Here is a 20,196-nt window from a genome sequence, read left to right on the forward strand (position 1 = left end):
GGAGGGGGGATCTGAGGAATAAAGAAGGAAGGAAAAAACGTGAGCATTTTGGTCGATAAGAACACCCGTGTGGTGGTGCAGGGGATTACCGGGAAGGAAGGGTCGTTTCATGCGACGCAGTGCAAGGCCTATGGGACGCAGGTGGTCGCGGGGGTGACGCCGGGGAAGGCCGGGCAAGAAATTGAAGGGATTCCGGTTTTTAACACCGTCCGTGAGGCGGTGAAGAAGACCCAATGCGATACCTCGTTGATCTTTGTGCCGCCGGCCTTCGCCGCTGATGCGATCCTGGAAGCCGCTGATGCCGGCATCAGACTGATTGTCTGCATCACGGAAGGGATTCCGGTGAACGACATGGTCCGCGTCAAGCGTGCGCTGCGCGGGCGCGATGTCCGGCTTATTGGGCCCAACTGTCCCGGCATCATCACGGTCGAGGAATGCAAGATCGGCATCATGCCGGGCTTCATTCATAAGCGCGGTGTCGTCGGGGTGGTCTCCCGCAGCGGAACCTTGACTTATGAAGCGGTGCATCAACTGTCCACGCTGGGGCTTGGCGAAACGACCTGTATCGGGATCGGCGGGGATCCGGTCAACGGGACCAGCTTCGTGGACGTCCTGCCGCTGTTCGAGCAAGACCCCGAAACACAGGCGATCGTCCTGATCGGCGAGATTGGTGGCGACGCCGAAGAGAAAGCCGCCGCTTACATCAAACAGCACATTCGCAAGCCGGTGATCGGCTTCATCGCCGGCATCACCGCGCCGCCCGGTCGTCGCATGGGGCACGCGGGTGCCATTATCACTGGCGGCAAAGGCACGGCCGCCGAGAAGATGGCATCGCTCGAAGCGGCCGGCGTCCGCGTCGTCCGCAATCCAGCCGAGATCGGCGCGACCGTGAAGGCAGCGTTGGGGAGATAACCGTTCTGCGGTCCTACCTTGCGATTAAGACCAACAGCCGATCAGCCCACACGCACAGCGAGCCTTCGTCTTCGTGCTTGAAGTACACGGAGCACTCTTTCCCGGCCTGCGCTTCCTTCTTCAGCCATTCGGCCCACTTGGCTAACGCCTTCTCGTCATATCTGCTGCGGCGGAGACGGAGGTAGTAAAAGTCGGCCGTGTGACGACGTTCAGCCGGTCGCTTATCCATGTCGGCTGGTATCTAGGCGAGGCCGTGCTTCATCAGCAGCGCTTCGACCTCGGCAACGTTCCACGACTCGTGGCAAAACTCGATAGCCCAGCGAAAGCCCCTTGGTAGCTTGCCGAGGAAATCGGCAAGACGGGCATCGTCGCGTCGCAGGTTTGGCGGCCGTTGCAGCAGGATCGGGCCGAGATGCCGGTTCTTGGCCAGCGGTGCCAGCCGGTCCCGCATGAGCTGCGTGAATGACAGTGCCTCCGGCTTCAGCCTCGACATGTGAAGAATCCAGCGGTGAGCCTTGGGTGCAGAGAGAAAGGCCGAGGGAGTCTGCTCGATCCACGATCGAACGGTTTGTTCGGTCGGCAGGCGATACCAGACTCCATCCAATTCGACGGTCCGATACCGGGTGGCATAGTAACGCAGGAACTCAGACGACTTGAGACCTTCCGGGTAAAAACGTCCGGGCCCTTGCCAGGGTTTGTAAGAATAGCCGGAGAAGCCGATGAAGATATGCGCTATGGACAAGCCGGCGCCGGTTACCTGGTATTCACTATTCGCTGCCTGCCATAAGCTGTCAGCTATCCGCCGCCAGCTTTACACGGAGATGCCCCAGAGTGTCTTTGCGGCGATACCGATGGCATAGGTAATGATGACGGCCGCTGTGATGATCACGAGATTCATGACGATCCGGCGCCGCACATTCATGCCGGACAAGAAGGCGAGAACTGTGGAGACCACGATAATGACGAGGCCGGCCGTCAGTACGGAGATCACGGCGTTCGTGGCGCCAAACAGGACGGGGAGAACCGGGATCATTGCGCCGGCGAAATAGCTGGCGCCGACGACCACGGCCGACCCGAAGGGCTGTTCCTCCATGTCGGCCGAATGCGCTTCCTCGCCCAAGAACTGCCTCTTCAACGACTCGGTCGTTTTCACCTCTTTCTCGGAATTCAACGCCAAGAAGGCGCCGGCGGCCATCGAAAGCGAGCCCGCCACGGCAGTCGTCGACGCGGCGATCAAGACCATCACGGCGTCGCCGAAGGCGCCGAAGAAGCCGCTCACCGCTCCGAGGATTTCGACCAGCCCGTCATTCAATCCCAGGAAGATGTTCCTGATCTTCTCCGCATTGATCTTCCGCTCGGTCAGTTGCGTGACGAGTGTATCCTCATGTTTGAACTCGTCCATGAGAATCCCTTTGAGCGCGTCGCCCAAGGGCTGGCCTTGATAGCTCTTCCACAGCGAGAGATATTTCCTTACGCCGTAGACCTCGATCGCTTCGAGGATCAAATGGACCGCCGTGGTCCCGAACAGCCGGCAGGCCAGCACGATGACGCGCAGCTTCACGCGCCGGCCCAAATCGAGGGTGTCCAGCGTGGAATCGAAGAACTTCTGCCAGAACGCCAGGTGCTGAATCTCCACCTGGACCAGCTCATCGAGTACCTTCTGTGCGTCCTTGTCGGGCGAGATCTCCCGCAAGGCGCGATACAGTGACTGGTCGAACAGCTCGTCCAAGATCAGCGTCCGCACAAGCTTGGGATCGTGGTGATGGGGTGTTTCCATGGGCTGACCATCGAAGAGAAAATTAATTGTAGCAGAAAAGCGCGCGCCTGTTTTTCATTTTCTGTGTAGATCCGCGGGTGATTCCCCTATGACGCGCCGTTCCACCTTCAGACTCCCTACATGCAACAGGCAGCCCAGTCGACTCAGTGGGCGGCTCGCCGCCGGAAGATCGAGGCGGTTCGGCGGATGATCTTAGAGGAGGGGCTCCCACCGGCCTTCGAACTTCGAATTGAAGCGTGCGTGTTCCGCGAAGCGCTAATCGAGATCAGCTGGCCGCTCGACTGGGCGCGAAAGCGGAAGGCAATGCGGTCCCACTTGCCGGCGAATGAATGCGCTGACTGTATGCTGACCTAGCGGGAACAAAGACTCCCGACCCCTTTTCGGCGATCCCTCGTTAGGCCTGATCCACAGGGAACCGAATCGTGAAGGTGGTCCCTTTGCCCTCTTGGCTCTTAACCGTAATGGTCCCCCCATATCTGGTGATGATCTCCTGAACGATGCTGAGCCCAAGTCCGGTCCCCTTGTCCGGGTCCTTGGTTGTGACAAAAGGGTCGAAGATCCTGGGCACGAGGGACTGAGGAATTCCGCAACCGCTGTCGCTGATATGAATGGTGGCCTGATCCGCATCCATCGCCGTCGCGAGGGTCAAGAGCCCTTTTCCGTTCATCGCTTGAGCGGCATTGGTGATGAGATTTACAAACAACTGATCGATCTCTCCTTTGCGCGCGTGGAGGACAGGAATCGGCTCGAACGCTGTGACGACTTCGACCCCGCCGAAGTATGGTCCGCGGCGGACCATCTGAACTGCGCCGGTTAATCGGTCTTGAAGGTTCACTTCGATCCGTCCGTCCTGGTACGGCGATCTTGCATATCCTGAAAAATCCCGGACCACCTTCCCGATGTGCTTCGAATAGTTGGTAATGTCCTGAGCGTATTCTCGGATCTTATCGGGATCTCGCTCATTGAGCAGGAGTTCCGCCGTCCCCAGGATCGCCTGCGATGGATTGTTGATCTCATGGGCCAGACCGGCCACGAGGGTCCCGAGGTTGGTCAGTTTCTCTGCCTGAATGAGCCTGTCCACTACCTGTCGCTCACTGGTGACATCCCAGAGCATGATACCGGATTGTGGCAGGATAGCGCTGGCTGGAGTGACGCGAAACAGTTGGTAACGGAGAATACGCGGGCCGACCTCAACCTCCAGCTTTCGACGGCCGTGAAGGAATGACCTGGATCGCAGTTGGCGTTGCAGCCGGCTTCGGAGCTCGGGGGCTAGCTCAAGAACATCGCAAAGTGGACGCCCCTTCACGGTCGCATGGGACGGGCCAAAGTACGCGATGGCAAGGGAATTGGCATACGTAATGACCTGCTGCTCATTGCAAAGGAGAATCGCAGCAGGGAGACCGGCTAAAATATTTTCCAGCAGGGTGGCCCACATGGTCGGCGTGGCAGGAAAAAACATGCACCCTCCTTTCTGAACCTTCGAAGCAGAACGGAGTTCTGCCGTCGACCGCACAACGCTTGATTGAAGGCGCTTGACGAAGGAGCTGCGTAGATTCGGAAATCAGTCGCGCAAGGAGGAATTCAGAGAAGTGAAGAAGCGCGAGAGATAAGCAAACCCACCAGACCCAGACGGCCTGCAGATGTAGGAACCATAGACGAGTCTTCACGGCGAGTCAAGTCGTATTCCGGGGCGATGCCAAAAAAGCAAGATAGGGCCGGAACCTATGACCCCGATCCGAGAGTATTTTCCTCGCCGACCTGCTGTTCCCCGCATCCTGGAAGCATCATCTCCTGTGCGGGAGGGGAGAGAAGACAGGTAGGGCTGTATCCGAGAAGATCTCTCTCACTGCAACCTTTCCTCCAATGGGAGACTCCCGGCCAGCTCTTTACGTCCCCATCTCCCACGACGCCAAGTATTTCTTTTGTTCCTTCGTCAGCCGATCAATCTTCACTCCCATCCCCGCCAACTTGAGCCGCGCGATCTCCTTGTCGATCTCCGCCGGCACCGGATACACCTTTTTCTCCAGCGTCTTGTGATGCTTCACCAGATACTCCGCGCTCAAGGCCTGGTTGGCGAAACTCATATCCATGACGCTGGACGGATGGCCCTCGGCGGTCGCGAGGTTCACCAACCGCCCTTCGCCCAGCAGGCTGACGCGGCGACCGTTCTTCAGTGTAAACTCCTCCACGCCGGGCCGGACGATCCGCCGCTTGCGGCTGAGTTTTTCCAGCGCCGGAATATCTAGCTCCACGTTGAAGTGGCCGGAGTTGCAGACAATGGCGCCGTCTTTCATGACGGCGAAATGCTCGCTACGAATGACCTTAAGGTTGCCGGTGACAGTGATGAAGAAGTCGCCCACCGAAGCGGCCTGGTCCATCGGCATGACCCGGAAGCCGTCCATGACCGCTTCCAGCGCTTTCAACGGATCCACTTCCGTGATAATCACATCCGCGCCCATGCCTTTTGCGCGCATGGCGACCCCGCGACCGCACCAGCCGTAGCCGGCCACCACGACGGTCGAGCCGCAGATCAGCCGGTTCGTCGCGCGCACGATTCCATCCAGCGTGCTTTGCCCCGTGCCGTAGCGGTTGTCGAACATGTGCTTGGTGTCCGCATCGTTGACGGAGATGACGGGGAAGCGCAGGACCTTGCGGTCCGCCATGCTGCGCAGCCGGATCACCCCGGTCGTCGTCTCTTCCGTGCCGCCAATGACGTGTTTGAGCAGATCCTTCCGTTTGGCGTGGAGGGTGGAGACGACATCGGCGCCGTCGTCCATCGTCAGTTGAGGACGGTGCGCAATGGCCGACTCGATGTGCCGGTAGTAGGTCTGGTTGTCCTCGCCCTTGATCGCGAAGACAGCGATGCCGTCGTGCTGGACGAGGGAGGCCGCCACGTCGTCCTGGGTACTGAGCGGATTCGACGCGCAGAGCCGGATCTCGGCGCCTCCCGCCTGTAGCGTCTTCATGAGATTCGCGGTCTCCGTGGTCACATGGAGGCAGGCGGTGATCCGTATCCCTTTCAGCGGCTGTTCCCGCTTAAACCGCTTCCGGATCAGGCGCAGCACCGGCATGGTGACTTCGGCCCATTCGATTTTCAACCGACCCTGGTCAGCCAACCTGATGTCTTTCACGTCGTAATCCACATGTCCTCCCTAAAAAAGCTGAAAACGAACAGCGGATAGCTGATAGCACATAACCTGACGCAGCCGAATTCTTCATGAGCTCTTCGCTGTCAGCTACCGGCGACCATATAAAAAATAAAAAGAGGACGGGATTGCGTTCCGTCCCCTTTCGCGCATGGCCTGTTAAACCTCTGCAGTCAGAGCCCCGCTTCCTTCTTCAGGATCTTGGCTTTGTCCGTTTTCTCCCAGGTGAACTCCGGTTCATTCCGGCCGAAGTGGCCGTAAGCCGCTGTCTTTCTAAAGATCGGGCGTCGGAGCTTCAAGTGATCGATGATGCCGCGCGGAGTCATGGGGAAATGCTTGCGCACAAGCTTGTCGATCGTCTCGACCGCCACTTTTTCCGTGTTCTTGGTGTCGATCAGGATCGACACGGGGTCCGCCACCCCGATTGCGTAGGCCAACTGGACTTCGCACTTGTCCGCCAAGCCGGCGGCCACGATGTTCTTGGCGATATAGCGGGCCATATATGAGGCCGAGCGGTCCACTTTCGTGGGATCTTTGCCGGAAAACGCCCCGCCGCCGTGGCTCCCAACGCCGCCATAGGTGTCTACGATGATCTTGCGCCCCGTCAGCCCGGTGTCGCCCATCGGGCCGCCGACCACGAAGCGCCCGGTGGGATTGATGTAGTGTTTGACGCTGGCGGGATCATAGAGTCCCTTGGGCATCACGGGCTTGATGACGTGTTCGATAATGTCGCGCTCGATCTGTTTGCTGGTGACATCCGGACTATGCTGTGACGAGACGACGATCGTATCGACCCGAACTGGCTTCCAGTTCCGGTACTCGATGGTCACCTGCGATTTTCCGTCCGGCCGCACCCACGGCAGGATTTTCTTTTTCCGCACCTCGGCCAGCCGCCTGGTGAGCCGATGCGCAAGCACGATCGGCATCGGCATCAGTTCCTCAGTCTCGTTGGTGGCGTACCCGAACATGAGTCCCTGGTCGCCCGCCCCGCCCGAATCGACCCCCTGCGCGATGTCCGGTGACTGATTGTGGATGGATGTTAGGACGGAGCAGGTGTGGTAATCGAATCCCCAGGAGGCGTCGGTATAGCCCACATCTTTGATCACCTGACGGATGATGTCCGGAATCTCGACGTAGGCAGTGGTGGAGATTTCGCCGGCAACGAAGGCGATGCCGGTCGTCAGGATGGTCTCGCAGGCGACTCGACAGTGCTTATCCTTGGCGATGATGGCGTCAAGGATGCCGTCAGAGATCTGATCGGCGATCTTGTCCGGATGACCTTCGGTGACGGATTCTGAGGTGAACAGATAGTTATTTCTCATTGTGTCCTCTGACTAAATTTTTGGGTGAATGGGGACGCATGGCCGAAGGCTTCTTTCGGATGGTCGGTCCAGGCAATGCCTGGATGTGTCAGCACTCCCAACACCGCCCAAAACCCTGGCGAATATTAACCAAGCTGCGGGGATTTGTCCACCATTCATCGGTATGGGGGCGCCGCCGGTCCGCTGGGGTCCGTTGCTTGACACATCTTTACCTCGGCTTGTACCATAACTTGATTTTCGCGGGCTTGCCTGAGTTCTCTCGTTTGCGTGCCTCTCCAGCCTCAAGGCCTCGGCCGCACCCGGAGTCGCCGGGAGGGGTGGTCTTTTCGTCTGTGGATCCGGATGGAATCCGGCCGGCTTCGGCATTCACATTCAGAAAATAAGGACGGAATCGTTATGAACGGAAAACCCGAGGTAATCTCCGAACGGGAGGCAGCGCGCCCGTCCACGCCCGGGTTGGGGTGGGAAGAATTTTCTCGGGAACTGGTCGAGTTTTTTGCGTCGATCAAACTGGCCATGTTCCTGTTCATCGCTCTGGCCATGACCGCCACGATTGGGACGGTCGTTCAGCAGGGCGAGCGGCCGGAGGTGTATATCCAGGAGTACGGGGAAGAAGCCTACCGCTGGTTCGTGCGCCTGGGCTTTACCGACGTCTATCACACCTGGTGGTTCACCGGTCTGCTCGGATTGCTCTGCGTCAACTCGCTCACCTGCTTCTATAAGCGGTTCCCGGCCGTCTGGCGTTCCATGCGTCAGGACAAGGTGAACGTCTCCCTGGCGTTCATCCGGAACATGAAGCAGAGGGCCGAGATCCCCGTCGCGGCGCCACAGGAACAAGTGGCTGAACGCATGGCTGAGATACTGATCGAAAAGGGCTATCGGGTCCTGGCAAAGCATGAGCCGGGCGAGGTGACCCTCTATGCGACCAAAGGCGTGATGGGACGGGTTGGCGCCCATATGGCGCATCTGAGCGCCACCGTGATCGTGCTCGGCGGACTCATCGGCAGCTATTACGGGTTTCAGGAATTCGGCGTGTGTTTGGAGGGACAGACTTATCACATCCCGCGCGGGAATTTCGACCTGAAGGTGGACAAGTTCTGGATCGACTATTACGAGAACGGTGCGATCAAGTCTTACAACAGCACGCTGACTGTCATTGATCAGGGCGTGCCGGTGACCACGAAAACGATTACGGTGAATGATCCGCTCGTTTACAAGGGTATTTGGTTTTATCAATCGAGCTACGGCGACGCGTGGGACCGGATCGAAGTCGCCCGCATTAACGTCAAGGACAAGGCGACCGACAAGGTCTTGAAAACGGTCGATCTGGAATGGCAAAAAGAAACGAGCGTCGATGGGCTGGACTTGAAGGTCACGCTGACCGACTTTGTGGCCGACTTCGCGTTCAATTCCACCGAGAAGAAGGTGTTCTCGAAGACCATCGAGCATGCGAACCCGGCGGTCCGTCTCGCGATCAAGGAACGCAAGACGCTGGAAGCGACGCCCTGGATTTTTTATCATTATCCCGACTTGTTTGAGATCCAAGGTTCGAAGTATGCGTTCGAGCTGGTTGGATATCAGCCGAAGAAATTTACAGGCTTGCAAATCGCAAAGAATCCCGGGGTGAATATTGTCTGGGTGGGCTCCACGATGATCGTCGTCGGCATTACGCTGTCGTCGTTCATCTACCATCGGCGGCTATGGGCCAAAGTGATCCCGGAGCCGAACGGCGTGACGGTACATCTCGGCGGGACGACGCACAAGAGTCAGATCGATTTCCAGAAGGAATTCGCCAAACTGACGCAACGGATCAAAACCTTGGATGCATGAATCGGTGAAGCGTCGCGCGTGAAGCGTGCGTCGGGAAACACGAGAGACGCTTCACGAGATATGAACGGCGGGGAGGATATATGGTTCGCTCGCTTTTCTTGTTCGACATGACCTTTTGGCTCTACCTTGCGGCGCTCGTGTTGTACATCGCCTACATATTCGTGCGGCGCCCGGCCATGCAATTGGCGCCGGCCGGGCACCCGACCGCGCACATCGAAGAAGGCGAAGGGGCCTGGGCGACCCAACTGGGACAGGTGGCGACGCTGGTGACGATCTTCGGCTGGATCGTCAACACCCTCGCGTTAGGCACGCGGGCGTTCGAGCGCATGCAGCACTCCGGAACGTTCGCGCCCTGGTCTAACCAGTTCGAAGCCATGGCCTATGTCTCGTGGGCCATCATTCTCGGGTATGTGCTGTTGGAGTTCCGGTATCGGATCAAGGCGATCGGCGCCTTTGTGGTCGGTATCGGGTTCATCGCGATGGGTGCGGCCTCGTTGCTGCCGTACCGCTATCAAACGGCTGAACCGCTCGTGCCGGCCTTGAACAGCTATTGGATTTACATTCATGTCTCCGTGACCTTGACCAGCTATGCGGCCTTTGCGATGGCGGGTGGGCTGGGCGTCATGTATCTGTTGAAGGAGCGTGCCGAACGGCGGGGCAGCCGGTCGCGGGTGTTCGCTGGGTTTCCCGATCTCGAAACCATCGATGAACTGGGATATAAGGCGATCATGATCGGGTTTCCCCTGTTAGCGTTCGGGATCATCCTGGGTGCGATGTGGGCCAACTACGCCTGGGGCGGCTACTGGAGTTGGGATCCGAAGGAGACCTGGTCGCTGATCGTCTGGCTGATTTACGGCGCCTATATCCATGCTCGGATGACCAGAGGGTGGGAAGGCCGTCGGGCCGCTATCTATGCCATCTTCGGGTTCTTGATGGTGATCTTCTGTTTCTGGGGTGTGAATTTTCTCTTGTCCGGCCTCCACGCGTACGCGTAAGTGAAAAGGTGTGAGTTCAGAGTGCCAACTTCCGAGTCGGCACGCGCGGAATTCAAAAAACTCTGGATGTTCAACTGAGCGCTCAGGATTGTTTCGACGACGCATGGCGAAACCAATGACTGTCGAATCTGTGCGGAACACGCCGCACATGCCACCGGCCTCGCGGCGCCTGACGATCGTACTCATGGCGGCGGGAATCCTGGCGCTGGCGTTCAGTGTGGTCTGGATGCAGAGCGCCAAATACGAGCCGCTCACTGTGGGCAAGCAAGCGCCTGACTTCACACTGCCGGACCTCAACGATAGGGAAGTGCGGCTGTCCGATTATCGCGGCAAGGTCGTGTTTCTCAATTTTTGGGCGACCTGGTGCAAGCCCTGTCGCGAGGAGATGCCGTCCATGGAGGTGCTCTACAGGAACTTTGAGAAGGACGGGTTGGTGATTCTCGCGGTCAGCATCGACCGGGTCACGACGAAGAAGGACATTCCGCCCTTCGTCAAGAGTCTGAACCTCACCTTCCCGATTCTCATCGACTCCTGGGGACAGACCGACAAGCGATACAAGTTGATGGGCGTCCCCGAGACCTACATTATCGATCAACAGGGTGTCCTCCGAGAGAAGATCATCGGGCCTCGCGACTGGACCCGACTGGACAATCTGCAGATTGTGACGCAGTTGCTGAAATCCGGCGCCAAGTCCGCACAGGCCGATTCTTCGGGTGCTGACGCGCCGCGTCTGTGATCCGTCGTCATGCTGCAGGAGTGGGGGTACATGTGCCTGCTCGCCATGCTCGTGGTGGCGGGGGCGGGCTGCGAACCGAGCGAGCGCGCTTCGTCGTCGCCGCCGGAGGTCGTGCCCGTGGCGGACCGCTCGGGACCCAGGCTCGGCGAGCCGGCGCCTGCCTTCCAACTGCGGGATCTCGACGGAAACCTCGTCTCGCTCGATGGACTACGCGGCAAAGTGGTGCTGGTGAATTTTTGGGCGACCTGGTGCGGTCCCTGCCGCTTTGAGATGCCGGCGATGGAACAGCTTTACCGGGCGTTCAACCGCAGAGACTTCGAGATCCTGGCGGTTTCGACGGACCCGCAGGGCGCAGCGGTGACCAGACCGTTTCAACAGGAGATCGGCTTGAGCTTTCCGATCTTGCACGATGCCGACTTCCGCATCGGAATCGCCTATGGTGCCCGTACGCTGCCGATGACCTTTTTGATCGATCGTCGCGGCATCATTCGGCATCGGATTTTCGGCGCGCGCGATTGGCAAAGTCCTGAAGCGATCCAATTGATTCAAAGTCTGGTGCAGGCCTTCTGACCATGTCGCAATCGCTCCCGCAGATTTCGTTCTTCGCCGCCTTCTCGGCCGGGTTGCTCTCGTTCGTGTCGCCTTGCGTGCTGCCGTTGGTGCCGTCCTACATCTCCTACATCACGGGCCTCTCGGTCGAGCAACTGACGGACGCGGCGGAACGGAGCCGGTTCCGCAAGACCATCATCATGAACTCGCTGCTCTTCATCGCGGGCTTTTCCGTCGTGTTCGTGGCGTTCGGCGCCTCCGCCAGCTTGATCGGGCAGATGCTGATTGCCTATCAGGAACATCTCCGCCGATTCGGCGGCATCCTGGTAGTTATTTTCGGGCTCTATCTGCTGGGGATTTTGAACCTGAATTTTCTCAAGACCGAGAAACGCTTCCATTTCCGAAACCGGCCCGCCGGTTACCTCGGTTCTTTTCTCATCGGGGTGGCCTTTGCCGCGGGCTGGACGCCCTGCGTCGGGCCGGTCCTGGGCACGATCCTGCTCTACGCCAGCACCACCGATGCGTTGACCGACGGCGTGACGCTGCTCACGTGTTATTCGCTCGGCCTCGGGCTGCCGCTGTTTCTGACCGCTCTCGGCGTGGATCGGTTCCTCGCCTATTTCAAAGAGGTCCGTGCCTATTTGTGGGGAGTCTCGACGGTCAGCGGCGTGCTGCTGGTCGTCGTCGGCGTGATGATCTACGCCAACTCGCTCACCATGATCACCAGCTTCCTCGAGCGATACGGCATCGGCTGGTATCTGGGACAGTGAAAAGCCGTCGGCTTTCAGCTTTGAGCCCAGGGGCGCGTTCAGGACCGCCGAGCCTTGTCAGGTCTGAGCATCCGAAAGGCTGAGAACTGACGACCGGGTTTACCCATGCCCCTTGCGCCACACATAAAGTCCTACGACGCCATGGTCATTGGGATGGGACCGGCGGGTGCCACGGCCGCCTATGAACTCAGCCGCGCGGGCTTGGCCGTGCTTGGTCTCGAGAAGCAGCTCCATCCCCGGTATAAAGTCTGCGGCGGAGGACTCTCGCTCCGAATCGACCGGATCTTGGAGTCCGATTTCAAGTCGGTGGTCGAACACACGATCTACGGCGTGCAGTTCACCTATCGGGGCGAGGAACCATTTCTCATCGAGTCTTCCCAGCCGATCGCCTACATGGTCATGCGAGACCGTTTCGATCATCTGCTGGTGGAGAAGGCGCGCCGGGCCGGGACCGAAGTCCATGAAGGGGAGCAGGCTCTGGCCTTCCGTCAGTTGTCGGATGCAATCGAGGTCACGACAGACCGGGGCCGCTATCGCGCCAAGGTCTTGATCGGTGCGGATGGGGCCAATAGCGTCGTGGCCCAGCGGTTGTTCCCCGCGCGTCGTCTGCGTCGCATGCCCACGTTGGAGAGCGAGATCGGTATCGGCATGATGCCGCCTTATCCGGGCGAAGGGAAGGTGCTCATCGATCTGGGGGCGACGGCTAAAGGGTATGCGTGGATCTTCCCGAAGCATCAGCGGCTGTCCATCGGCGTGGCGGAGTTTCGGGGCAAAACGACGAGTCCCAAGCAGATTTTCGATCGGTTCGTGCGGGAGGAGAAAGGCTTGGCGAGTTTCACTGTGCCGCATCCGGCCGGCCATCCGTTGCCGCTCTTTTCGCCCCGCGCGGTCGGACTCATGGAACAGCCCCCCTTCGCGCTGGTCTGCGGCCGTGCTCTGCTAGTCGGAGATGCAGGGCATCTGGTCGATCCGCTGTTCGGCGAAGGCATTTACTATGCTGTTCGATCCGGGCAGATAGCCGCTGCCTCAGTTCTGGGAACGTTTCATGACCGGCGCCGCTCACTGATGGACTACGAGTTGGCGGTGAGACGGGAGATCTACCCGGAATTCCGCATCGCCTCCCGGATCGCCCGCATCGTCTATTCGTTTCCCAAGCTTTGCCACCGTCTCATGCACCGCTATCAGGAAGTGATCAACCTGTATTACGACGTGTTGCGCGGGCGGCATACTTATCACAGCTTTTTCCACGAGGCCAAAGGCATCGTCAAGTCCTCGTTCCGCGAACTCCTACGCGAGGCTCTACCATTCCGTTGACAGCAAGCGGCAAACAGCGGATAGCCATCAGCGAGCCACCGAAATACCGGACAATCGATGGCCTCCTCGGCCTTGCGCGATTCGCGACCGGCTAGTTGGCTTGAAGCTGGAGAATCAACACCACGCTCCGATACGGCAAGGCATGAAGCTCTGGCCGAGACCGTTGGCGGAGGGAGGGGTGAAGGTGGAAGGTTGGGCGCCGGGTGGAAAGTCGGGAATGCGATGGTTGTTCGCGCCGTTGAAAGATGGAGCGGGCAGCCGGCGGCCGTCCGAACCGTCGGACGACTTGGCCACCAAGGCTGTCGGTTTCGAGTTGCCAAGTTTCGCGAGCAGCTTGCGGCCGTCTTCGGCGTACTGGCTGTTGGGATACTTTTCCGCCAACAAGACAAGGCTGTCGCGGGCCCAATCGTCCGCGCCGAGTTCTTTCCAACTCAGCGCCAGGTAATACAACGCGTCAGGCGCCGCGTTCATATCCGGGTATTCCTTGACGACTAGCTCGAAACGGTAGGCGGCGGCGAGATAAGATCCTCGCCGGTAATAGAATTGCCCGACGAAGAGATGGGTCTGCGCCAACCATTCGTGGCACTCCTGGATTTTTTGCAGCGCCTGCGCGTCGTAGCGGCTCCCGGGAAATTCCCGCCTCAACTTCTCAAACGCGGCCAAGGCCTTGTACACCGGGTCGGGATCCCGGTCGATCGTCCGCGCCATTTTAAAGTGAGCTTCCGCAAGCCGGAATTGCGCATACGGGGCGAGGACATGGGTGCGGTGCAGGTCGAGAAAGTGCTGATATTCGACCAGCGCCTCCGCATATTCTTCTCTCTCGAAGAACGCTTCCCCCCGCTTCATGATGACGTTCGGGTCGTAATTTTTTTCGATCGTGTCACCGATGAAGATTTGCTCGTCGGTGCCGCTTAAGGTCTTGCCGCCGGCTTTTTTCGAGGTACTGGAGCAGCCGCAGGTGACCAACGTTGCGGCGAGCAACAACGTCACGGTGAAAGCGATCGGCGATCGCCAGCGAATAGGTGGTCTGTGCATGAGGAGCACGGCGATGGATGGTCGGCAAATTGCGGCCTTTGTAACAGAGGTCCGGCTGAAATGCAACGGAAATGAGGTCGGGCGCAGTTGACCGGTCGGAGAGGGAACCCTATAATCCCGCCCGGCGCGAACAAACCAGGCTCTTGAGCCTGCCTCGGAGACTCGGATGCCGATGCAGCGCAGTCGAATCGTTGGAACAGGTTCGTATGTGCCCGAACGGGTGGTCGGCAACGGCGAGGTGAGTTCTTCGTTGGCAAGGGATCCGGATCGGGTATTCCGGCTGACCGGCATCAGAACGCGCCATTGGGCATCAGAATGTCAGGCTTCATCCGATTTGGCCGCGGAGGCGGCCCGCCACGCGCTCGAGGCGGCAGGGATGGCTCCGACGTCGCTCGACGCCATTCTGGTGTCAACCACCTCTCCGGACACGACCTTCCCGTCCACCGCCTGCTACGTCCAACGGGCGCTGGGCGCGCGGGCCGTCGCGGCGTTCGATCTGGCGGCCTCCTGCTCCGGGTTCTTGTACGCTCTCTCGATGGCCGACGCGATGGTCAGGAGCGGCCAGGCGAAGTGTTGCCTGGTGATTGCGGCGGAGGTCAAGTCCCGGTTCCTGGATCGTGAGGACGACGCGACGGCCGTGTTGTTCGGAGACGGAGCGGGGGCGGCGATCGTCGTCGGCGAGACGGTCGTCGACGGCCATGGCTCCGGTATTCTAGGAATCCGACTTTACGCGGATGGCGCGAGACACAGGTTGATTCAGGTTGCAGCCGGCGGCTCGCGGACTCCCGGAAGTTCTGACACGATCGGTCGCAACCAGCACGTGATTCGCATGCAGGGCGGGTCGTTGTTTCGGATCGCGGTTCGTCGACTGGAAGCGGCCGTGCGGGACCACGTAAAGGAATTCGGTGTCGGTCTCTCCGAGGTGAAGCGGATCGTGGTGCATCAGGCCAACGCACGTCTCCTGGCGGCGCTGCGGGATCGACTGGGGCTTCCGCCCGAGGTGCTGTATTCTGTCATCGAGCGATTCGGGAACGTCTCATCCGCGTCTCTCCCTATCGCGTTGGACTGGGCGGTGCGCGACGGGTGTATCGCTGCTGGCGACCTCGTGCTGCTCGGCGCGTTCGGCGGCGGGCTGACATGGGCCACGGCCTTGATGCGCTGGTAATCATCGGAAAACGGCGCCGAGCGGTGAGTTCGCTGTGAACACACAGCGGTGAGTCGGTATGTTCGGCTTGATTCCCCGAGAAGAAGCCTTCTTCGATCTGTTTCGCAAAGCAGCGCATAACATGATCGAAGGGAGTCGACTGCTCAAAGACATGATGGAGGATTTCACCGATCCGGTCGAAAAGGCGAAGCGCATCAAGAAGATCGAGCACGACGGTGACACGATCACCCACGACATCGCGAGGAAACTGAATCAGACCTTCATCACGCCGATCGACCGGGAAGACATCCATGACTTGGCCAGCGCGATCGACGATATTTTGGACGTGGTGGAGGCGATCGCGGATCGGTTCGTGCTCTATAAGGTGGAAAAGCCCACCGAAATGGCCATCAAGTTGTCCAATATCCTCTATCAGGCCTCAGAAGCAGTAGGCGCCGCCGTGGATTTACTGGGAAAGTCGCACACCGACATGAACGAAGTCAGTGTTCGGGTCAACAGCCTGGAGAACGAGGCAGACCGCATTTCGCGGGATGCGATTTCCCGGCTGTTCGAGAACGAAACGGATCCAATCTCCGTCATCAAATGGAAGGAGATCTACGAAAATTTTGAAGCGGGTACCGATCGCTGCGAAGACGTGGCGAATATTCTGGAGCGCATCGCGCTGAAGCATATCTAGTTCTAGCGTGGGCACGAGGTTAGAGGCGATAGGCCAGGGGATTAAAACGGTGAAACCGCTTCTTCAGTCTGTCAGTCTTAGCGCTGCGCCCTCCTTGTCTTGCCTCGACTCTCGCCCCGCGCTTATCGACTCTGGCCATCAAAACCATGTTTGATCTGACCGGCATGCTGCTTCTTGTCGTCGTGCTGGCCCTGCTGTTCGATTTTTCGAACGGTTGGCACGACAGTGCGAACGCGATCGCCACTGTAGTGTCCACGCGGGTCGTCAGCCCGTTCGTCGCCGTGGTGGTCGCAGGGGTGCTGAACGTGGCGGGAGCGTTCATGTCGACGGCCGTCGCCAAGATGGTGGGAAAAGGTATTGTGGATCCAACTGCAGTCACGCAGGAAGTAGTCGCGGCAGCCTTGGCCGGGGCGATTTCTTGGAATCTTTTTACCCTGTTGCTGGGCCTCCCGACCAGTTCCTCCCATGCGCTGATCGGGGGCATGGTCGGCGCGGCATGGATTCACAGCGGATGGACGGCGGTGAAATGGTCCGGGCTGCGCTCGGTGCTGGAAGCAATGGTGTTATCGCCGTTTTTCGGCTTCGCGATCGGCTTGGTCTTGATGATCTTTATCAGTTGGGCGTTCTTCCGGGTTCCACGCCGCGTGGCGACGCGACTTTTTGCCAGACTGCAGCTCGTCTCGGCCAGTTTCATGGCCTTCAGCCACGGGGCCAACGACGCTCAGAAGGCGATGGGCATCATCACGCTGGCATTGCTATCCGCCGGTCAGATTTCGACTGCGGAAGTCCCGGGCTGGGTGATCGGATCTTGCGCGATCGCGATGGGATTAGGGACGGCGGTCGGCGGTTGGCGGATCGTCCGGACGCTCGGGATGCGGATCGTCAAGCTGGAACCGGTGCACGGTTTCGCCGCCGAAACCGGCGCGGCGGCGGTTCTGCTGATGACGGCGCATATCGGACTGCCGGTCAGCACCACGCACACCATCACGTCGTCCGTCATGGGAGTGGGCGCCATCAAACGACTGTCCGCCGTCCGGTGGGGTGTCACCGCTCGGATTGTGTTCGCCTGGCTGTTCACCCTGCCCGGTGCGGCGATCCTTGCGGGGGCGATCTATGTCTTGGCGGCAAAGTAGGATTGAGCGGAGGCCGTTCGTTCACCCGCCGCCGGCAAACGGACCACGAAGCGGCTGCCCACCGGTTCGTTCCCCTCGACCCACACCTGTCCTCCATGTCCTTCCACGATATGCTTCACGATGGCCAGGCCCAGGCCGGTGCCGCCGAGTTCCCGCGAGCGGGCCTTGTCGACGCGGTAAAACCGTTCGAAAACGCGGGGGCGGTCGGCTTCGGGAATCCCCACGCCGGTGTCGGTGACGGTGAGCTCCACGACCTCGGCGTCCGAGCCGTCCGCCATCCGTACGCGAAGCGCGCGAGCCGCCACAGTGATCGCGCCTGCCGGCGGGGTGTATTTGACCGCGTTGTCCAGCAGGTTGGTCAACACCTGCACCAGCCGGTCTTCATCGCCGATGACCGGTGGCAGATCGTCGGCGATCCGGACCGCCAGCGCGTGATTTTTCTTGTCCGCCATCGGCTTGATCAGCGCCACGGTTCGCTCGATGATGGTGCCGAGGGCGACGGGCTCCCGCTTAAACAAAACCTGTCCGGACTCGATCTGCGAGAGTTGCAGCAGATCTTCCAGGATGAGCTCCAGCCGGTGACTCTGTTTGAGAATGATGTCGAGGAACCGAACCAGCGTGTCGGGATCGTCCTTTCCGCCGTCCAGCAGGGCTTCGACATACCCCCTGATCGAGGTCAATGGGGTGCGGAGTTCGTGAGAGACGTTGGCGACGAAGTCCTTTCGGACTTTTTCCAACCGGCGGACGGCCGTGACGTCATGGAAAACCAAGACGGCGCACGGTTCGTTTTCCCCTGCGCACGCCGTGACCGAGGCTTCGACGCGAAGCTGATGCCCGCTCGGTGTGAGGGTAAGCTCTCCTCCCAGGCTCGTTCGACGTTCCAGCACACGGGCGGTCAATTCATTGAGCTCATGGTGCCGGATGACTTCCCAATACGGACGCCCTTTGGTCTCGCCCGGCTTGAGCGTGAACATCCGCTCGAGCGCGGGGTTCACCTGCAGGACGACGCCGCGACAATCCAGCACCATCACGCCCTCCACCATCGAGACCAGCACGGCGAGCAACTGCGCTCGGTCATCGGACAGTTCGTGAATCTTGGCTTCCAACTGGTCGGTCATGTCATTGAGGGCGCGGGCGAGGATTCCTATTTCGTCCTGCGAGGTAACGGGGACGCGTTGCCCTGGCGCGCCGGCCGCCAACTTTCGGGCGACGCGCGCCATGTCGGAGAGCGGGCGTGTCAGGCTCCGGGCGATGACCATCCCTAACGCAACGGCAACCAAAAATGCCAATCCCAATGCCAAGGTCAGTCGCTGTTTTAGCTCGCGCAGTTGCGCTTCGATCTGCGTCATCGGCAACCCCAGCCGGACGATCACCAAGCGGTTCTCCGGCTGGCCGGCAAGGTCTAGGCGATGCGCGAGATACAAGGTTCGCTGCCCGGTAGTCTCGCTGAGCCGCATGGTCGCACCCTCCCCGGACGCCCATGCCTGCACGACCTCAGGGCGCGTGGCATGGTTGTCCATTCGCGCCACCGCACGGTCGTCGGTGGCGCTGTCGGCGAGCACGGTGCCGTCGGCGGCGATCACGGTGACGCGCGCAAAGGAACGCCGGCCGATTTCTTTGGCGAGAGCCTGGAGGGCGAGGCTGGGGCCGCGCAAATCTTCCTGCTGCAGGAGCGGCTGCAGCGTCAACGCGGCGAGGGTGGTCTGAGCGTGGAGGGTGTCTTTCAGGCGGGTCAATTCGATCGTTTCGATCGAGCTGATGGACACCCATCCCGCCACGGCGAGCCCGAGCGCAACGGCGAATAGGGTACCGAGCGTGACTTTCCAGCGGATGGAAAGGGGCATCAGGCTGTGAGGCGTGACGCGTGTCATGCGGCGGGAAGTGTGGGGGGTGTGCCCCAACGTTTGTCGCCCGTCTCGTGTCACCCGTCACGTTCCTTGAGCTTGTATCCGAGCGACTTGACGGAGACGATGGCGTCGTTCAACAGGGGGATCTTCTGTTTCAGTCGACGGATATGCACGTCGACCGTGCGCGTGGTGCCGTAATAATCGTACCCCCAGACGGCGTTCAGCAGCACGTCGCGGGTCAAGACGCGGCCGGAGTTCCGCAGCAGATGCTCGAGCAGGCCGAATTCTTTGGCGGTCAGCGGCACCTCGCGGTTGTTAAGCGTGACTTCGTGCTTCGCGAGGTCCATAACGAGGTCGCCGTACAGGTAGCGGGGCGGACCTTCTTCCTGACTGCGTTCCACGCGGCGCAAGAGCGCCTTGACCCGCGCGACCAGGGCTTTGGGACTGAATGGCTTGGTCACATAGTCGTCCGCGCCGAGTTCGAGTCCCACCACGGTGTCAGCCTCTTCGGCCTTGGCCGTCAGCATGATGATCGGCAGGAGGGCCGTCTCTCGAGCCGTGCGGATTTTCTTGCAGATCTCCAACCCGTCCAATTCGGGCAGCATCAGGTCCAGGATCACTAAGTCGGGCCGCTCGCTTTTCACCAACCGGAGTCCTTCCGTGCCGGTCATCGCGGCGACGGTGCGGTATCCTTCTTTTTCGAGATAGAGCTTGACCAGTTGGAGGATGTCTTTCTCATCCTCCACGATGAGAATTTTCTTGCTGGAGGGAGCCGTACTCACTTGAAGCACAGCCTAATGAGAAGGCCTCAAGGTGTCAAGGCCTTGCGGCTCGACTCCGACCGTCCCGCGTTCAGATTGCCAGCGTCCGAGACGTCGGCGGTCTCTCGAGTGCCGGACCGGCCCGGCCAGCGTTCGCATGGGCGGTCGCGGTCAAAAGTGTTGACGGCGAGGCGGGGTCTGACGTAAGGTGTTGTTTCAATGAGCGGC

The 20,196-nt window shown here is 59.9% G+C and carries 17 protein-coding genes and 1 pseudogene; 10 read left to right on the plus strand and 8 right to left on the minus strand.

Features of this window, described 5'->3' with window-relative positions:
- Positions 1-39: 39 nt before the first annotated feature.
- Positions 40-912 carry a succinate--CoA ligase subunit alpha gene (gene sucD / locus ACWHTU_RS03490; RefSeq protein ID WP_447861685.1) on the plus strand — a complete coding sequence of 291 codons (873 nt, stop codon included), beginning with the start codon at positions 40-42 and terminating at the stop codon, positions 910-912.
- 13 nt (positions 913-925) lie between these two features.
- Here the strand turns inward: sucD and ACWHTU_RS03495 are convergent.
- The 5 genes and pseudogenes from ACWHTU_RS03495 to metK form a co-directional block, all read right to left on the minus strand.
- A pseudogene (locus tag ACWHTU_RS03495) lies at positions 926-1,654 on the minus strand (DUF72 domain-containing protein).
- 69 nt (positions 1,655-1,723) lie between these two features.
- Positions 1,724-2,689, minus strand: a complete 966-nt coding sequence (locus ACWHTU_RS03500) for a VIT1/CCC1 transporter family protein (RefSeq protein ID WP_447861687.1) — start codon at positions 2,687-2,689, stop codon at positions 1,724-1,726.
- 394 nt (positions 2,690-3,083) lie between these two features.
- Positions 3,084-4,148, minus strand: a complete 1,065-nt coding sequence (locus tag ACWHTU_RS03505; protein ID WP_447861689.1) for a two-component system sensor histidine kinase NtrB — start codon at positions 4,146-4,148, stop codon at positions 3,084-3,086.
- Positions 4,149-4,575: 427 nt separating this feature from the next.
- Positions 4,576-5,832, minus strand: a complete 1,257-nt coding sequence (gene ahcY / locus ACWHTU_RS03510) for an adenosylhomocysteinase (RefSeq protein WP_447861691.1) — start codon at positions 5,830-5,832, stop codon at positions 4,576-4,578.
- A gap of 176 nt (positions 5,833-6,008) precedes the next feature.
- Positions 6,009-7,157, minus strand: coding sequence for a methionine adenosyltransferase (gene metK, locus ACWHTU_RS03515; RefSeq protein ID WP_447861693.1), 1,149 nt, complete (start codon positions 7,155-7,157; stop codon positions 6,009-6,011).
- A 396-nt stretch (positions 7,158-7,553) separates the two neighbouring features.
- On the opposite strand from metK, the gene resB reads away from it, so the two are divergent.
- The 6 genes from resB to ACWHTU_RS03545 all read left to right on the plus strand — a co-directional run bounded on the left by resB (position 7,554) and on the right by ACWHTU_RS03545 (position 13,351).
- Positions 7,554-8,987 (plus strand): cytochrome c biogenesis protein ResB, encoded by a 1,434-nt coding sequence (gene resB / locus ACWHTU_RS03520; protein ID WP_447861695.1) that lies wholly within the window; start codon positions 7,554-7,556, stop codon positions 8,985-8,987.
- An 80-nt stretch (positions 8,988-9,067) separates the two neighbouring features.
- Positions 9,068-9,982 carry a c-type cytochrome biogenesis protein CcsB gene (gene ccsB / locus ACWHTU_RS03525; protein ID WP_447861696.1) on the plus strand — a complete coding sequence of 305 codons (915 nt, stop codon included), beginning with the start codon at positions 9,068-9,070 and terminating at the stop codon, positions 9,980-9,982.
- A gap of 115 nt (positions 9,983-10,097) precedes the next feature.
- Positions 10,098-10,718 carry a TlpA disulfide reductase family protein gene (locus tag ACWHTU_RS03530; protein WP_447861698.1) on the plus strand — a complete coding sequence of 207 codons (621 nt, stop codon included), beginning with the start codon at positions 10,098-10,100 and terminating at the stop codon, positions 10,716-10,718.
- A gap of 9 nt (positions 10,719-10,727) precedes the next feature.
- On the plus strand, positions 10,728-11,288 hold the full coding sequence (locus ACWHTU_RS03535; protein ID WP_447861700.1) for a peroxiredoxin family protein: 561 nt from the start codon (positions 10,728-10,730) through the stop codon (positions 11,286-11,288).
- Between the two features lie 2 nt (positions 11,289-11,290).
- A complete protein-coding gene (locus ACWHTU_RS03540) occupies positions 11,291-12,037 on the plus strand; it encodes a cytochrome c biogenesis CcdA family protein (RefSeq protein ID WP_447861702.1) in 747 nt (248 codons plus the stop codon).
- A 141-nt stretch (positions 12,038-12,178) separates the two neighbouring features.
- Entirely contained in the window at positions 12,179-13,351 is a 1,173-nt protein-coding gene (locus tag ACWHTU_RS03545) for a geranylgeranyl reductase family protein (protein ID WP_447863303.1), read from the plus strand.
- A gap of 114 nt (positions 13,352-13,465) precedes the next feature.
- Here ACWHTU_RS03545 and ACWHTU_RS03550 read toward each other — a convergent pair whose 3' ends face one another.
- Complete coding sequence (locus tag ACWHTU_RS03550) at positions 13,466-14,386, minus strand: outer membrane protein assembly factor BamD (RefSeq protein ID WP_447861703.1); 921 nt, start codon at positions 14,384-14,386, stop codon at positions 13,466-13,468.
- 172 nt (positions 14,387-14,558) lie between these two features.
- Here ACWHTU_RS03550 and ACWHTU_RS03555 point away from each other — a divergent pair, with 172 nt between their 5' ends.
- From ACWHTU_RS03555 to ACWHTU_RS03565, 3 genes are all read left to right on the plus strand, one after another.
- A complete protein-coding gene (locus tag ACWHTU_RS03555) occupies positions 14,559-15,551 on the plus strand; it encodes a 3-oxoacyl-ACP synthase III family protein (protein ID WP_447861705.1) in 993 nt (330 codons plus the stop codon).
- A gap of 58 nt (positions 15,552-15,609) precedes the next feature.
- Entirely contained in the window at positions 15,610-16,227 is a 618-nt protein-coding gene (locus tag ACWHTU_RS03560) for a DUF47 domain-containing protein (RefSeq protein ID WP_447861707.1), read from the plus strand.
- A gap of 146 nt (positions 16,228-16,373) precedes the next feature.
- Complete coding sequence (locus ACWHTU_RS03565; protein WP_447861708.1) at positions 16,374-17,360, plus strand: anion permease; 987 nt, start codon at positions 16,374-16,376, stop codon at positions 17,358-17,360.
- Here the strand turns inward: ACWHTU_RS03565 and pnpS are convergent.
- A complete protein-coding gene (gene pnpS, locus ACWHTU_RS03570; protein WP_447861709.1) occupies positions 17,339-19,285 on the minus strand; it encodes a two-component system histidine kinase PnpS in 1,947 nt (648 codons plus the stop codon). The genes ACWHTU_RS03565 and pnpS overlap by 22 nt on opposite strands.
- The gene (locus tag ACWHTU_RS03575; protein ID WP_447861710.1) at positions 19,282-19,989 is read right to left on the minus strand and encodes a response regulator transcription factor; all 708 of its coding nucleotides are present in this window, start codon (positions 19,987-19,989) and stop codon (positions 19,282-19,284) included. The genes pnpS and ACWHTU_RS03575 overlap by 4 nt, the downstream gene beginning before the upstream one ends.
- Positions 19,990-20,196: the final 207 nt, after the last annotated feature.

Source organism: Nitrospira calida (assembly GCF_976986435.1).

What these genes read in the sequence shown, in the direction of transcription:
- ACWHTU_RS03500 (WP_447861687.1), bottom strand. Translation starts at nt 2,689, where the DNA reads ATGGAAACACCCCATCACCACGATCCCAAGCTTGTGCGGACGCTGATC.
- ACWHTU_RS03505 (WP_447861689.1), bottom strand. Translation starts at nt 4,148, where the DNA reads ATGTTTTTTCCTGCCACGCCGACCATGTGGGCCACCCTGCTGGAAAAT.
- metK (WP_447861693.1), bottom strand. Translation starts at nt 7,157, where the DNA reads ATGAGAAATAACTATCTGTTCACCTCAGAATCCGTCACCGAAGGTCAT.
- resB (WP_447861695.1), top strand. Translation starts at nt 7,554, where the DNA reads ATGAACGGAAAACCCGAGGTAATCTCCGAACGGGAGGCAGCGCGCCCG.
- ccsB (WP_447861696.1), top strand. Translation starts at nt 9,068, where the DNA reads ATGGTTCGCTCGCTTTTCTTGTTCGACATGACCTTTTGGCTCTACCTT.
- ACWHTU_RS03530 (WP_447861698.1), top strand. Translation starts at nt 10,098, where the DNA reads ATGACTGTCGAATCTGTGCGGAACACGCCGCACATGCCACCGGCCTCG.
- ACWHTU_RS03535 (WP_447861700.1), top strand. Translation starts at nt 10,728, where the DNA reads ATGCTGCAGGAGTGGGGGTACATGTGCCTGCTCGCCATGCTCGTGGTG.
- ACWHTU_RS03540 (WP_447861702.1), top strand. Translation starts at nt 11,291, where the DNA reads ATGTCGCAATCGCTCCCGCAGATTTCGTTCTTCGCCGCCTTCTCGGCC.
- ACWHTU_RS03545 (WP_447863303.1), top strand. Translation starts at nt 12,179, where the DNA reads ATGGTCATTGGGATGGGACCGGCGGGTGCCACGGCCGCCTATGAACTC.
- ACWHTU_RS03550 (WP_447861703.1), bottom strand. Translation starts at nt 14,386, where the DNA reads ATGCACAGACCACCTATTCGCTGGCGATCGCCGATCGCTTTCACCGTG.
- ACWHTU_RS03555 (WP_447861705.1), top strand. Translation starts at nt 14,559, where the DNA reads ATGCAGCGCAGTCGAATCGTTGGAACAGGTTCGTATGTGCCCGAACGG.
- ACWHTU_RS03560 (WP_447861707.1), top strand. Translation starts at nt 15,610, where the DNA reads ATGTTCGGCTTGATTCCCCGAGAAGAAGCCTTCTTCGATCTGTTTCGC.
- ACWHTU_RS03565 (WP_447861708.1), top strand. Translation starts at nt 16,374, where the DNA reads ATGTTTGATCTGACCGGCATGCTGCTTCTTGTCGTCGTGCTGGCCCTG.